The organism is Paenibacillus sp. B01 (genome assembly GCF_009649995.1).
Classification (GTDB): Bacteria; Bacillota; Bacilli; order Paenibacillales; family Paenibacillaceae; genus Paenibacillus_O; species Paenibacillus_O pasadenensis.
Window position 1 is genome coordinate 1,344,065 of record NZ_CP045802.1, and the last position, 14,369, is coordinate 1,358,433.

The following is a 14,369-nucleotide window of genomic DNA, read 5'->3' on the forward strand; positions in this document are numbered from 1 at the left end:
GCATGTTCATGCTGGACGAAATCGTAGCCCACAAGCGTGTAGAGCTGGAGCGCAAAAAAAGAGAGGCGAGCGCCGCGCGGCTGCGGGACAAGCTGGCTGCGGCGAGAGCGCCGCGGGATTTCCGAGGGGCGCTGAAGGCGCCGGGCATCTCGCTGATCGCTGAGATCAAGCGCAAGTCGCCGTCGAAGGGGGAATTCCGCGCGAAGTTCGAGCCGGAGCAGCTGGCGAGGGCGTATGAGGCGGGCGGAGCCAGCGCGATCTCGGTGCTGGCGGACGAGGCGTTTTTCGGCAACGGAGCGTCGGTCGTGGAGCAGGTGGCCAATCTCGGCGGGCTGTCGCTGCCGGTGATGTACAAGGACTTCATCGTGGACGAGTACCAGATCCTCGAGGCCCGCGCGGTCGGCGCGGACGCGGCGCTCGTCATCGTGCGCTCGGTGCCGGACGACCGGCAGCTGGCCGAGCTGCTCGCGCTGGCGGGAGAGCTGGGCATGGGCGTCATCGCGGAATGCTTCACGCCGGCCGACGCGGAGCGGGCGCTTGGCGCCGGAGCGAAAATCGTCGGCATCAACAACCGCGACCTGCAGACGTTCGAGGTGGACATCCGGCGGGCGGGCCAAATCCGGGCGCTGCTCGGGGGGGACATCGTCACCGTAAGCGAGAGCGGCATGCATTCTCGCTCTGATGCGTTGCAGGCGCAAAGCGACGGATTCGACGCGATGCTCGTCGGCGAGGCGATTCTGAGCGCCGCCGATCCGGGCGAGGCGGTGCGCCGCTTCGTCGGACGAGAGGCGGAAGGCGGAGCGGCCGAAGAGGCTGCGGCAGGAAAGGAAGGAGTGGCGGGATGAACGAGTTCTACGGCCCGTTCGGCGGGGCATTCGTCGCGGAGACGCTGATTCGCAATCTGGAGGAGCTGAAGCGGGAGTATGCGGCCGTCCGCGAGGACGGGACGTTCCTTGCGCAGATCGACCGGCTGCTGCGGGAGTTCGTCGGCCGGCCGACGCCGATCACGCCGCTGGAGCGGCTGAGCGGAGAGCGGGGCGGAGCGCGCGTGTACCTCAAGCGGGAGGACTTGACCCATACCGGCGCGCACAAGATCAACAACGCGCTGGCGCAGGCGCTGCTGGCAAAGCGCATGGGCAAGAAGCGCATCGTCGCGGAGACCGGAGCGGGCCAGCATGGCGTCGCGGTCGCGACCGCCTGCTGCAAGCTGGGCCTCGAATGCGTCGTCTACATGGGCGCGGTCGATGCGGCCCGCCAGGCGCCGAACGTGCAGCGCATGAAGCTGCTCGGAGCCGACCTGAGGCTCGTCACGCTCGGACAGCAGACGCTCAAGGACGCGATCAGCGAAGCGATCCGCGACTGGATCGCGAACGTCGACACGACGCATTACCTGCTCGGCTCGGCGGTCGGACCGCAGCCGTTTCCCGAGATCGTGCGCGACTTCCAGTCCGTCATCGGCCGCGAAGCCCGCGAGCAGCTGCTGCAGGCGGAGGGCCGGCTGCCGGACGCGGTCGTCGCCTGCGTCGGCGGCGGCAGCAACGCGATCGGCATCTTCAGCGGCTTCCTGAGCGACCCCGCGGTGCGCCTGATCGGCGTGCAGGCAGCCGGCGAGGGGCTGGAGTCGGGCAAGCACGCGGCTCCGCTCGTGCAGGGCACGCTCGGCATCATCCAGGGCAGCCTGACCTACATGCTGCAGGACGAGCACGGCGGCATCCGCGAGACGCACAGCATCGCGCCGGGCCTCGATTATCCGGGCGCTGGCCCGCAGCACAGCTACCTCAAGGACAGCGGCCGCGTGGAGTACACGTCGGCGACCGACCGCGAGGCGCTGGAGGCGTTCCGCTGCCTGTGCCGGACGGAGGGCATCCTGCCGGCGCTGGAGTCGGCCCATGCGGTGGCGCACGCGCTGAAGCTGGCGCCGTCGATGGAGCCGGGACAGATCGTGCTGGTCAACCTGTCGGGGCGCGGAGACAAGGATCTGAGCCAGGCCATCGAGGCGCTGGACAAGCTGGAGCTGGAAGGAGCGAGGGCATGAGCCGGATCGAAACGATGTTCAGCAGGCTGAAGGAGCGCGGCGAGAAGGCGCTCATCCCTTATCTGCCATGCGGCTACCCCGAGCCGGGAAGCACGCCGGGACTAATCCGCGCGATCGCGGATGCGGGCGCGGACATGATCGAGCTCGGCGTGCCTTATGCCGATCCGCTCGCCGACGGCCCGGCCATCCAGGAGGCGAGCCTGCAGGCGGTGCTTGGCGGCACCCGGCTGCGCGACTGCCTGGAGACGGTCGCCGGAATGCGGCGCGAGGGGCTGGAGCTGCCGGTCGCGCTGATGGGCTATGCGAATTCCTTTCTCGCCTACGGCCTGGAGAAGCTGGCCCATGACGCGGCGCTGGCCGGCGTGGACGGCTTCATCATCCCCGATCTTCCGTCGACGATGGCCGCGCCTTGGGTCGACGTGTTCCGTCCGCAAGGGCTGGACCTGATCTTCTTCATCGCGCCGACGACGACGCCGGAGCGGGCGCAGGCGGTGGTCGAGCAGGGCAGCGGCTTCCTCTACTGCATCTCGGTCGCCGGGGTGACCGGCGAGCGGGAGCGGATGCCGGAGGAGCTGGAGCGCTTCCTGGACGAGGTCCGCCGCCGGACGGAGCTGCCGCTCGCGGTCGGCTTCGGCATCTCCCATGCCGGCCATGTGGAGGAGGTCAGCCGCTACGCCGATGGGGCGATCGTCGGCAGCGCGCTCGTCAACCTGATCCGCCGCACGCCGGCGGATCAGGTCGAGGCCGAGGTCGGCCGATTCATCGGCGAGCTCAAGCAGGCGACCGGCAAGGCCCAGCATGTCTGAGCCGCTGCGGTCGCTGCTCGTCGGCTTCGGCCGCGCGGGCCGCGAGCTGCATCTGCCCTGCCTGCGCAAGGCGGCGGCACTGCCGTCGCTCCGGGGGCGCCTGCAAGGCCCGGTCGGCGTGCTCGATCCGGGGCTGACGGGGGAGGAGGCGGCTCCGCCGGACGCGGCGCTGCTGGCGGGCTGGCCGGAGGCGGCGCGCGACTACCCGCCGGAGCGGACGGTCGTGCATGTGTGCACGCCGCCGGGCCAGCATGCCGAGGCGGCGGAGCAGGCGGCGCGGCACGGCTACCGTCGGCTGATCGTCGAAAAGCCGCTGGCCGGCACGCTGGAGGAGGCGGATGCGATCCTGTCGCTGCAGCGGCGCTGCGGCCTGGATCTGCTCGTCGTGGCGAACTGGCTGTCCAGCGCGCTCTACAAAACGATCCGCCAGCGGATGGAGAGCGGCCGCCTCGGAAGGCTGCGGAGCATCGACGCCTGCCAGAACAAGGCCCGCCTGTCCCGCAGCCTGCGGCAGCCGGGCCACGACAGCGCGTTCGACGTCGAGCTGCCGCATCTGGCCGCGCTGGCGCTCGCGCTCGGCGGCGAGGCGGCGCAGGTGACAGGCGCTGCGGCCGAGGACATGGTCGTCGGCGAGCGGCGGCTGCCGATGCTCGGACGGGCCGAGCTGACGCTGCAGCATGCCGCAGGCGCCGTTTCCCGCATCCGCTCGGATCTCATGAGCCCGGTGCGGGAGCGCAGGCTCGAGCTGGAATTCGACGACGCGGCCGTGACCGGCTACTTCCCGGCCAGCGGCGACGACAGCTATTCCTGGCTCGAGGTGAGGAGCCTGGACGGACGGATCGTCGAGCAGCTATGGCTGGAGGACGATCCGCTGACGGCCGTGCTGGAGGAGTTCTATCTCTATTACGCCGGCATCGGATCGAGTCCGCTCAGCGGCGCCGCTTTCAACCGCGCGGTCATGAAGGTTCTGGAAGACGCCAAGGCGATTCCCGCCCGCGAGCGGCCGGCCCGTCCGGCAGCCGCCGGCGGCTGAGCAACGAAAAAGAGGCCAAGACGCCAGAGAGGGGCATCGATCATGAGCATTGCCTTTTATACGGGAGCGCGCTCCTTCGAGGAAGCGTGGCCCCGGCTGTCGGAGCGGCTGGACCGGGTCATCGACGGGGGCCAGTTCACGAACGGACCGGAGGTCGCGCGGCTCGAGCAGGCTCTGGAGCGCTATACGGGAGCTCGCCACGCGATTGCCGTCGGCAACGCGACCGACGCGCTCATCCTGCTGCTGCAGGCCGCGGGCATCGGTCCCGGCGATGAGGTGATCGTCCCGGGGTACTCCTTCTTCGCGACGGCATCCTGCGTCGCTCACGCCGGCGCGACCCCGGTGTTCTGCGACATCGATCCGGCCACCTACGCGATCGACCCGGCCGGGATCGAGGCCAGGATCACCGAGCGCACGCGGGCGATCATGCCGGTCCATCTGTTCACGCAGATGGCGGACATGCCGGCGATCCTCGACATCGCGCGGCGCCACGGACTGCAGGTGCTGGAGGACAGCGCCGAGGGGATCGGCATGTTCAGCGGCGGCGTGCATGCCGGGCTGCACGGACGCGGCGGCGTGCTGTCGTTCTTCCCGACGAAGACGCTGGGCGCGATCGGCGACGCCGGCATGATCCTGACGGACGACGCGGGACTGGCGGCCCGCGCCCGCCGGCTGCGCAGCCACGGACAGGAGGCCGGGCAGCCGTACATCCACCACGAGATCGGCTGGAACAGCCGCATGGACGACGTGCAGGCGGCGGTCATCGCCGTGCGCCTGGAGTCGCTGGCGGCGAACATCGCCCGCCGCGCCCATCTGGCCGCGCTGTACGACCGCGAGCTGGCGGCCGTGCCGCAGGTGTCGACGCCGGTCATCCAGGCCGGCTCGGAAGCGGCCAACGCCGTCTACTATGTGTATCTGATCGAAGCGGACGACCGCGACGGGCTTGTGGAGCATCTGACGGCGAGGGGCATCGGCACGGAGGTGTATTATCCGCTGCCGCTGCATCTGCAGCCGGCGTTCGCGGAGCTGGGCGGACGCCCGGGGCAGCTCCCGCATGCGGAGCGGGCGGCCGGACGCGCCGTCGGCCTGCCGATGTATCCCGATCTGACCGACGAGGAGGCGAGGCTCGTCTGCCGGGCCGTCCAGGAATTCTACGCGGAGGTGGCTGCACGATGAACGTGCCGTTCTTCAACTACAGTGCGCGGTTCGCGCCGGACAAGGACCTCATCAAGGAGCTGGTGTACCGCTCGGGGACGACCGACCAGTTCATCCTCAAGGAAGACGTGCGGCGGCTGGAGGAGGCGATCTGCGCCTATACCGGCGCGGCCCACGCGGTCGCGGCGGCGAACGGCACGTCGGCGCTCGTGCTGCTGCTGCGGACGATGGGCGCGGGTCCGGGCGTCGACGTGCTGACGCCGGCGTTCTCGTTCATCTCCACGGCGAGCGCGATCCGGCTGCTCGGGGCGAATCCGGTGTTCGTCGACGCCGATCCGCGCACCGGCATGATGGATCCGGCCGATCTCGAGCGGCGCGTCACGCCGCAGAGCCGGATCGTCATCCCGACGCATCTGTTCTCCGTCATGGCCGACATGGAGGCGATCCGCGCCGTCGCCCGAGAACGCGGGCTGCTCGTGCTGGAGGACAGCGCGGTCGCGCTCGGCGCCTCCCAGCGCGGCATTCCGGCCGGACGCCACGGCGACGCGGGGCTGTACTCCTTTTTCCCGGCCAAGCCGCTCGGCGGCATCGGCGACGGCGCGGTCATCGTGACCGACGACGAGGAGCTCGCCCGCGGCTGCCGCATGCTGCGCAACCATGGGCAGGACGGCGTCACCCGCTTCCTCCATCATCGGCTCGGCTACAACAGCCGGATGGACGAGGTGCTGGCCGGCTATCTGCTGCACAAGCTCGGCCGCATCGGGCAGCTGCTGGAGCGCCGCCGCGAGCTTGCGGCCCGCTATCACGAGGCGTTCGCAGGGCTGGACCCGAGGCTTCTCGTGACGGTGGACGATCACGAAAGCCGCATGTACTACACCTATGTCGTGCAGGCCGAGCGGCGCGACGAGCTGCGCGCGGAGCTGGAGCAGGCGGGCGTGGAGACGCAGGTGTACTATCCGGCGGCGCTGCCGCTGCAGCCGGCGTTCGCGGATCTCGGCGCCCGTCCGGGAGACTATCCCGGCGCCGAGCGGTTCGCGAGCCGCTCGCTGGCGCTGCCGCTCTATCCCGAGATGCCGGACGGCGACGTCGATGCCGTCATCCGGGCGGTCGTCTCGTTCCTGGCCCAGGAGCCGCAGCATGCTTGAGCGCGGCGGCATCGCCCTGTCGGGCATCGGCGACGAGGCGTCGTCCTCGCTGGAGGAGCAGGCGCGGGTCCATGCGGAGCTCGGCTGGACGGAGCTGGAGCTGCGCTCGGCGGACGGAGCCGCGTTCGCCGACTGGGACGACGCGCTGACCGGCAAGGCCCGGAGGCTGCTGTCGGGCGCGGGGCTGAAGGCCTCGATCGCCGACTCGCGCATCGGCAACTGGGAGCGGACGATCTCCACTCCGTACGAGCGGGAGCTGGAGGAGCTGGAGCGCTGCGCCGAGCGGCTGCTGCGGCTGGGCGGATGGGGCCTGAGGGTCATGTCCTGGCCGAACGACGGGCTGAGCGAGTCCGACTGGGAAAAAAGCGTGCTGGAGCGGATGGACCGGCTCGCCGAGCAGGCCGGCCGCTGCGGCGTCACGCTGCTGCATGAGAACTGCGCCGGATGGGCCGGCTGCGACCCCGAGCGGGCGCTGCGGCTCGTCGAGACGGTGGGCCGCCCGTCGCTGCGCCTGCTGGTGGATACCGGCAACGGCATCGCCTACCGCTACTCGGCGCCGGACTACCTGCGCCGGGCGCTGCCCTATGTCGAGCATGTGCATGTGAAGGACGGCCGGCTCGAGAACGGCAAGGCGATGTACACGCTGCCCGGACGCGGCGACGCCGGCGTAGCCGAATGCCTCGGCCTGCTGCTGGACGCCGGCTATACGGGACTGCTCGCGATCGAGCCGCATCTGCATGTCGTGCCGCATCTGGGCGAGCGCGGCGGCGGCGCGGGCCAGCTGGAGGCGTACGCGGCGTACGGCCGCGAGCTGGAGCGGCTGCTCGCCGCGGTCCGGGCGGACGCCCGCTCCGAAGCGGCGGCCGCCGGGGAGGAGCCGGCGTGAGCGCGGCGAGGCTGTTCACGGACGAGCATGCCGAGCTGCTGCTGGCGCTGCTGCGGCTCGACACCGTGTCGCCGCTCGAGTCGGACGCTCCCGGACGGCTGCCGGAGGCGCAGCAGGCGTACGCCGCGTTCGCGGCGCGGCGGACCGGAGCGGCGCAGCTGCTGCTCGCTCCGGCTCCGCCCGAGGCGCTGCGGCGGGACGGCGTGCCGCTGAGCGTGCTGCGGCAGGCGGAGCGGATGGGCGAGCAGGCGTTCCTCGCCGCCCAGCCGAACCTGCTGCTGCGCATCGGCCGGGAGCGGCCCCGGGAGGAGACGATCGCGTTCAACTTCCATATGGATACCGTCGCGGACGGCGGGCAGGAGATCGGCTTCGACGGCGTCCGCTTCTACGGCCGGGGCAGCGCCGACATGAAGGGCGCCGGCGTCGCGCTGCTCGCCGGCATCGAGGCGGCGCTGGCGGAGGACCCGGAGCTGGCGGAGCGCTGCTCGGTGCTCGTGCAGAGCGTCTGCGGCGAAGAGGGCGGCGCGATGGGCGTCTGCGGCACGCGGGAGCTGGCCGAGCTCGGGCATGTCGGCGCGCTGAACGTGTTCGCCGAGCCTTCGGGCGGCGTCTGGTTCGACCGTTCGACGACGTCGATGACGGCGCGGGTCGAGATGTTCGGAGAGGACGCGACCGACGACGCTCCGCAAGCGGGGCACAACGCGACGCTGCTGCTCGGGCAGGTCGGCGCGGCGCTGCTGCGCGGCCTGGCGGAGCCGGCGCGCGAGCTCGGCGGCAAGGTGTGCCTGGCCGGCCTCCATACGGGCGGGATGCACAACAAGGTGTACGGCACCGGCACGCTGCTGCTCAACATCGCTTATCCGTCGGCCTTTGCCGGTGAAAAGCTGCGCCTGCTGACGGAGCGGTGCGCGCGCGACGCGCTGCTGCGCTTCGCGGACGAATGGGCGGACGTGCCGGAGGCGCGCCGCACGGCCCGCGACGCGACGCGGCTCTGCCGGCTGAGCTGGGTGAAGAGCGGCCTGCCGGTGCTGGACAACCGCCATCCTGCATGGGAGCGGCTGCTGAGCGGCCTCGGCTGGGAGCGCAATCCGGACGACCGGCCGGAACGCGCCTTCACCTGCGACGCGATGTGGATGATGGCCAAAGGCTGCTACACGGTCGTATACGGACCGGGCAGCCTGGAGGGTAACGGCGCGCATACGGCCCGTGAGAGCATGGAGCTCGCGGAGCTGGAGCGGTACGCCGGACAGATCAAGGAGCTGCTGCTCGCTTTCGCCCGCACGGCGCGCAGAAAGCGGCAGCTGGAGAGGACGGGAAGCGCATGACAAGCGTCAAAATCGTGCCGGCGCAGGAGCTGCGGCGGTTCGCGGAGGAGGTGTTCCGGGCCTGCGGAGCGCCCGAGGCGACGGCCCGGACAGCCGCAGAGGTGCTCTGCTACGCCGACGAGAACGGCTTCGACACGCATGGCGTCGCCAATCTCGAGCGCATCTACGTCGCGCGGCTGCTGGACGGCCGCATCGACCCCCAGGCGGAGTTCGAGCTGACGGCGGAGACGGCCTCGATCGCGGCGCTGGACGCCCGCGGCGGGCTCGGCCTGGCCGCCGGAGCCCGGGCGATGGAGCTCGCGATCGCCAAGGCGGCCGAGACGGGCATCGGCTGCGTCGCGGTGCGGCGCTCGTCGCATTTCGGCAGCGCGGGCTACTACACGCAGCAGGCGGTGCGCCGGGGCATGATCGGCATCGCCATGACGAACCTCGGCTCGCAGGCGATCGCCCGCCCTCCGGGCGGCTCGGCGGCGATGCTCGGCACGAACCCGATCGCCATGGGCGCGCCGGGAGAAGGGCATCCGCCGTTCCAGCTCGACATGAGCACGACGGTCGTCGCCACCGGCAAGATCAAGGCGGCGCTGCGCCGGGGCGAGCCGATCCCGGAGGGCTGGCTGGTCGACGACGAGGGCCGGCCGGTGACCGACCCGGCCGCCTACGAGGAAGGGCGCGGCCATCTGCAGCTGCTCGGCGGCGACCTGGCGACCGGCGGCGCCAAAGGCTTCGGCCTCGCTCTTATGGTCGACATCCTCTGCGGGGCGCTGTCCGGGGCGGAGATGGGGCCGCATGAGCGGCTGCTTTCGCCCGAAGGCCGGGAAGCCGGCGCGGAGGACGCGAATGTCGGACATTTCTTCCTGGCGATCGACCCGGCGCGCTTCCGCCCGGACGGAGGCTTCGAGCGCGAGATGGGCGGCATGCTCGGCGCCTTGCTCGCCTGTCCGCCGGCGCGCGAGGGCGGCCGGGTCGTCTATCCGGGCTTTCTGGAGGCGGCTCGGGCGAGCCGGGAGCAGGTGGAGCTGGACGCTGCGCTCGCGCGGCAGCTGGACGGGCTGGCCGAGCGGCTCGGACTGGTCCCGCCGCGCGAGCCGGCGGCGGCAGAGCGCGGCTGACGGTCGGAGCGCGGCCTGCATGGCCGGCGGACGGCGATTACGAATCTAACGGCTCGGCAGAAGAAGGAGGCGATCGGCAATGGCAAGGAAAGTCGGTTTGATCGGAATGGGCGTCATCTCGAAATTTTATGTGCATGCGATGCGGAATGAGGCCGGACTGCCGCAGCTGGCGGCTGTCTGCGACCTCAACCTCGAGCGCATCGCGGCCTTTCAGGAAGAAGGCCTGCATGCCTATCGGGATTACCGCGAGCTGCTGCGCCAGCAAAATCTCGACGCGGTCATCGTGAACGTCCCGAACGACAAGCATTACGAAATCTGCCGCGAGGCGATGCTGGCGGGCAAGCATGTATGCTGCGAGAAGCCGATGGCGCTGACGCTGCAGGAGGCCGGGGAGCTCGCCGCCTGGTCGCGCAGCACGGGCAAGACGTTGTTCACCGCGTTTCACCGCCGCTACAACGTGCATTTCCAGCAGGCGCTGGAGCGCATCTCCACGCGCGACGAGATCGCCTCGGTCGAGGCGCGCTACCTGGAAAAGATCGAGGAGCATGCCGGGGAGGACCGCTGGTACCTCGATCCGGCGCGCTGCGGCGGCGGCTGCATCGCCGACAACGGCCCGAACGTGTACGACACGCTCGCCTTTTTCCTCGGCCGGCTGGATGTCGTCTCGGCGGATATTTCCTGGACCGGCCAGGCCGACACGGAGGCGCGCGTGGAGCTCGTGTCGGAGACGGGCGTGCCGGTGTCGGTGCATCTGGACTGGGCGTACCCGCACGGCGAGAAGAAGGAAGTGCTCATCCGGCTGAAGGACGGCACGGAGCTGAACGTCGACATGCTGGCGGGCTTCGAGGCGTTCAAGTCGTCGCTGTACCACGAATACGCGGAGATTCTGCGCGACTTCGACGCCAAGATTGAGGCGGGCGGCTGCCACGGCGAGGACGGGCTGGACGCGGTGCGGCTCGTGCGCGACACGTACTTGGCGGAGACGGTCCGCTCGTGAGGCTCGCCGACAAGCGGATCGTGCGCGGCCGCATGGTGAAGCTGCTGCATCACAAGCGCATGGACCGCGGCATGCGGCTGATGGAGGAGCGCGCCCGCTGCATCCGGCAGGGCGACATCCATGAGCTGGTCACGACGACGCAGGCTTCGGCCGCGGCCGGCGACGCGATCGACCGCGTCGGCTTCCTCGGCTTTGCCGAATTCGAGGCCGGCGGCGTCATTCAGCGCGGCGACCGCCTCGTCGCGGGCGGACGGCTGCTCGGCGAGGTGCTCGGCTTCGACGATTGCCATTTTCCGAACCACTACAACATCCTGATCGCGGCCGACGAGCTGCTGGCGTCCGGCGATGTCTTGCTGGAGGTCGAGCAGGCGATACGATTCGAGCCGGGAGAAGAGATCGGCGATTGAAGGAGGAGAACCCCATATGGAGCTGCTTTCGAAGCTGGAGAGCCGGCAGGCGAGGATCGGAGTCGTCGGCATGGGATATGTCGGACTGCCGCTGGCGCTTGAGTTCGCCGGGGCGGGCTTCGCGGTGACGGGCATCGACCTGTCGGAGGACAAGGTCGCCCGCCTGAGGAGGGGAGAGTGCTACATTCCCGACGTTCAGGAAAAAATGACGGCCGCGGCGCTGGCCCGCTTCGAGGCGACGACGGATTTTGCCGCGATCGCCGGCCTCGACGCGGTCTGCATCTGCGTGCCGACGCCGCTGACGCGCAATCAGGAGCCCGATCTGAGCTGCATCGCCTCGGCGGTCGAGCAGCTCGGCGCCTATCTGAAGCCGGGGGCGCTCGTCGTGCTGGAGAGCACGACGTATCCCGGCACGACGGACGAGCTTGTCGCCGCGGCGCTCGCGCCGGACGGGCGGCAGGCGGGACGGGACTTTTTCCTGTGCTACTCGCCCGAGCGGGTCGATCCCGGCAACAAGACCTTCCGCATCCGCAATACGCCCAAGGTGGTCGGCGGCAGCACGCCGCGCTGCCTGGAGCTCGGCGTCAAGCTGTACGAGACGATCGTCGAGCGCGTCGTGCCGGTCAGCTCGACGCGCGCGGCCGAGATGTCCAAGCTGCTGGAGAATACGTTCCGCAGCGTCAACATCGCGTTCATCAACGAAATCGCCCAGCTGTGCGACCGCATCGAGGTCAACGTCTGGGAGGTCATCCAGGCGGCGGCGACGAAGCCGTTCGGCTTCATGCCGTTCTACCCGGGTCCCGGCATCGGCGGCCATTGCATCCCGCTCGATCCGATGTACCTGTCGTGGAAGGCCAAGGGCGAGAACTTCTTCAGCCGCTTCATCGAGCTGTCGCAGGACCTCAACCGCAACATGCCGCGCTACGTCGTGCAGAAGACGGCCGATCTGCTGAACCGCTCCGGCAAGAGCGTCAAGAACTCCGGCATCCTGCTGCTCGGCATGGCCTACAAGCCGGATGTCGGCGACTGGCGCGAATCGCCGAGCCTGGAGATCTACGATCTGCTGCATGAAAAAGGAGCGCGCCTCACCGTGCACGATCCGCATTGCGCCGGCGTGCGCACGGAGAAGGGGCATCGGCCGGAGCAGGCGGCGGAGCTCGATCCGCACCGTCTCGCCTCCTACGACTGCATCCTGCTGCTGACCGCGCATTCGGCATTCGATCTCGGCGAGATCGCCCGCTCCGGCGTGCCCGTGCTCGACACGCGCAACGCCTTCTCCGGCTACGACGCCGCCTCCATCGTGAGGATCGGAGACGCCATGCCGGGACTCGACGGACGCGAGCGCGCGCTCGCGATCGTCTGACTCCACGCATCCACCCGCAGAAGGGAGATTGTCATGTATCCATCAATTCACGTGACCGACGAGGTCCGGCTGCGGCTGGGCGACGTCGAGGTGTACGGCCGCGAGGTCGCTCTGCAGGACCGGGCGGCTTCGGCCGAGCCGGATGAAGCCGCCTGGGCGGAGGTGCATGCCCGCTGGCGCGGCCGCAGCAAGGCGGACGTCGCCGACGAGCCGCGTATCCGCGCGTACAGCGAGTTCTACCGCAGCATCGGCCTCGATCCGAAAAAGACGCCGCCGTCGGTGCAGAACCTGCTGCAGCGCTTCTTCATCAAGGACGAGCTGGCGCGGCTGCCGCTCATCCATCCGGCCGTCGACGCGGTCAACCTCGCCGCGCTCGATCATCTGATCCCGCTCGGCGCGTTCGATTCCGGCGCGGTCGCCGGCAGCCTGCGCCTCGACTTCACGCGAGGCGGCGAGCCGTTCCAGGGGCTGGGCGAGCCGGAGCCAGCCGAGCTGCCCGCCGGCGTGCTCGTGCTCGCCGACAGCGAGAAGGTGCTCTCGCGCTTCTGCTACCGCGACGGCGAGGCGCAGAAGGTGACGGCGGACACGCGCTCCGTCTGGCTGCTCGGCTGCCAGGTGCCGGGCATCGCGCGCGCCGAGGTGGAGGCCGCGCTCGACGCGGCCGTCGCCCGGCTGGAGCGGGCATGCGGCGTGCGGGCGGCCGGATGAGCGGGCGGGCAGGCTCGCCTCTCGCCCGCTTCGGCGGCCTGATCCGGCGCTATGACTCCGCGCTCTGGATCCGCATCTGCGGCAACGCCGTGACGGCGACGACGACGTTCCTGATCCGTCCGTTCCTGGCGCTCTACCTGTACGAGCAGTCGGGCGGCTCGCTGCTGCTCGCGATGCTCGTCATCGGCCTGCAGCCGTTCGCCTCGATGGCGACGAGCTTCATCGCCGGCGGGCTGAGCGACCGGCTCGGCCGCCGCCCGGTCATGCTCGGCGCGCTGCTGCTGCAGGCGGCGTGCATGGGCGCGTACGCGTTCGCCGAGCAGGTGTGGGCATTCGCGGCGATCACCGCCGTCATGGGCGTCGGCTCGGCGCTGTTCAACCCGGCGGCGAACGCGATGGTCGCCGACGTCGTTCCGTCGGAGCGGCAGCGGGAGGTGTTCGCGCTGCTGCACACCGCCTCCAACGTCGGCGCCGCCTTCGGCCCGGCGGTCGGGCTGCTGCTGCTGCGCGCCGGGGAGAACGTCGTGTTCGCGGCCGGCGCGGTCCTGCTGCTCGCCTACCTCTTTCTCGTGCTGTCGAAGGTGCCGGAAACGCGGCCGGGCAAGGCCCGAAGGACGGCCGGCGCCGCCCGGGGAGCGGACGCGGAGGAGCCGGGGGCCTCGGGCTACGCGGGCGGCGAGTCAAGGACGCCGGCCGCGCCGGATGCCGCCGCGCCGGATGCGGCCGCGCGCCGCCGGGCGCTGTTCGGCTTGACGTCGCTGGCGATGCCGATCGGGCTCATCTTCGCGCTCGTCATCTCGATCCTGCCGTTCCATTTCGGCGAGTCGTTCGCCCGTCCCGAGGACGTGCTCGCCTCGCTGATGACGTTCAACGGCATCCTCGTCATCGCGCTGCAGCTGTGGATCATCGCGCGCACGAAGCGGATGTCCGCCTCGCTCGCGGCGGCCGTCTCCTACGGCATGTTCGCCGCCGTATCGGTCGGCTACGCGTTCTCGACCGTCCTGCTGCTGCTGTTCGTCGTCGAGCTCGTCTTCTCCGTGGCGGAGATGCTGATCGGGCCGCATCTGCAGAACACGGTCGCCGAGCTCGCGCCGGAGCGGGAGCGGGGGTACTACTTCGCGATTTTCGGCCTGCACATGCATGTTCCGCTGGCGGTCGGCCCGGTGCTGGGCGGCCTGCTCTACTCCGCGACGGACGGAGCCGTGCTGTTCTCGGCGCTCGGCGCGCTGTTCGCCGCCTGCGGCATCCTGCAGGCGCTGCTCGTCCGCCGGATCCGCAGCGGCTTCTTCGGCGGAGCTCGGCCTGCCGCCGGATCGGCGACCGGACCCGCCGCCATCGACGCCTCGGCTTGACGCCGGGGCGGCTTTCCGTTTGACCGATCGAGCCGTATACCCCCGCCC

14 protein-coding genes are annotated in these 14,369 nt (G+C 70.4%); all 14 read left to right on the plus strand.

What is annotated here, in order from left to right; translation table 11 throughout:
• The first annotated feature begins 2 nt into the window (after positions 1 to 2).
• The 14 genes from trpC to GE073_RS05945 all read left to right on the plus strand — a co-directional run bounded on the left by trpC (position 3) and on the right by GE073_RS05945 (position 14,321).
• Complete coding sequence (trpC, locus tag GE073_RS05880; RefSeq protein WP_153783017.1) at positions 3 to 845, plus strand: indole-3-glycerol phosphate synthase TrpC; 843 nt, start codon at positions 3 to 5, stop codon at positions 843 to 845.
• Positions 842 to 2,035 (plus strand): tryptophan synthase subunit beta, encoded by a 1,194-nt coding sequence (gene trpB / locus GE073_RS05885; RefSeq protein WP_028597883.1) that lies wholly within the window; start codon positions 842 to 844, stop codon positions 2,033 to 2,035. The genes trpC and trpB overlap by 4 nt, the downstream gene beginning before the upstream one ends.
• On the plus strand, positions 2,032 to 2,841 hold the full coding sequence (trpA, locus tag GE073_RS05890) for a tryptophan synthase subunit alpha (protein ID WP_028597884.1): 810 nt from the start codon (positions 2,032 to 2,034) through the stop codon (positions 2,839 to 2,841). The genes trpB and trpA overlap by 4 nt, the downstream gene beginning before the upstream one ends.
• Positions 2,834 to 3,874: a Gfo/Idh/MocA family oxidoreductase gene (locus GE073_RS05895; protein WP_153783018.1), complete on the plus strand. Its 1,041-nt coding sequence runs from the start codon at positions 2,834 to 2,836 to the stop codon at positions 3,872 to 3,874. Before trpA ends, GE073_RS05895 begins: the two co-directional genes overlap by 8 nt.
• A gap of 42 nt (positions 3,875 to 3,916) precedes the next feature.
• Positions 3,917 to 5,050, plus strand: coding sequence for a DegT/DnrJ/EryC1/StrS family aminotransferase (locus GE073_RS05900; protein ID WP_043111006.1), 1,134 nt, complete (start codon positions 3,917 to 3,919; stop codon positions 5,048 to 5,050).
• Positions 5,047 to 6,174, plus strand: a complete 1,128-nt coding sequence (locus GE073_RS05905; protein ID WP_153783019.1) for a DegT/DnrJ/EryC1/StrS family aminotransferase — start codon at positions 5,047 to 5,049, stop codon at positions 6,172 to 6,174. The genes GE073_RS05900 and GE073_RS05905 overlap by 4 nt, the downstream gene beginning before the upstream one ends.
• Complete coding sequence (locus GE073_RS25325) at positions 6,167 to 7,060, plus strand: sugar phosphate isomerase/epimerase family protein (RefSeq protein ID WP_043111007.1); 894 nt, start codon at positions 6,167 to 6,169, stop codon at positions 7,058 to 7,060. Before GE073_RS05905 ends, GE073_RS25325 begins: the two co-directional genes overlap by 8 nt.
• The gene (locus GE073_RS05915) at positions 7,057 to 8,385 is read left to right on the plus strand and encodes a M20/M25/M40 family metallo-hydrolase (RefSeq protein WP_028597887.1); all 1,329 of its coding nucleotides are present in this window, start codon (positions 7,057 to 7,059) and stop codon (positions 8,383 to 8,385) included. The genes GE073_RS25325 and GE073_RS05915 overlap by 4 nt, the downstream gene beginning before the upstream one ends.
• On the plus strand, positions 8,382 to 9,494 hold the full coding sequence (locus GE073_RS05920; protein ID WP_043111008.1) for an Ldh family oxidoreductase: 1,113 nt from the start codon (positions 8,382 to 8,384) through the stop codon (positions 9,492 to 9,494). Before GE073_RS05915 ends, GE073_RS05920 begins: the two co-directional genes overlap by 4 nt.
• A gap of 79 nt (positions 9,495 to 9,573) precedes the next feature.
• Complete coding sequence (locus GE073_RS05925) at positions 9,574 to 10,491, plus strand: Gfo/Idh/MocA family protein (protein WP_028597888.1); 918 nt, start codon at positions 9,574 to 9,576, stop codon at positions 10,489 to 10,491.
• On the plus strand, positions 10,488 to 10,898 hold the full coding sequence (locus tag GE073_RS05930) for a DUF6917 domain-containing protein (RefSeq protein WP_028597889.1): 411 nt from the start codon (positions 10,488 to 10,490) through the stop codon (positions 10,896 to 10,898). Before GE073_RS05925 ends, GE073_RS05930 begins: the two co-directional genes overlap by 4 nt.
• 16 nt (positions 10,899 to 10,914) lie before the next feature.
• Positions 10,915 to 12,261, plus strand: a complete 1,347-nt coding sequence (locus GE073_RS05935; RefSeq protein ID WP_153783020.1) for a nucleotide sugar dehydrogenase — start codon at positions 10,915 to 10,917, stop codon at positions 12,259 to 12,261.
• Positions 12,262 to 12,294: 33 nt separating this feature from the next.
• Positions 12,295 to 12,969, plus strand: a complete 675-nt coding sequence (locus GE073_RS05940; RefSeq protein WP_153783021.1) for a B3/B4 domain-containing protein — start codon at positions 12,295 to 12,297, stop codon at positions 12,967 to 12,969.
• Complete coding sequence (locus GE073_RS05945) at positions 12,966 to 14,321, plus strand: MFS transporter (protein WP_228551311.1); 1,356 nt, start codon at positions 12,966 to 12,968, stop codon at positions 14,319 to 14,321. The genes GE073_RS05940 and GE073_RS05945 overlap by 4 nt, the downstream gene beginning before the upstream one ends.
• Positions 14,322 to 14,369: the final 48 nt, after the last annotated feature.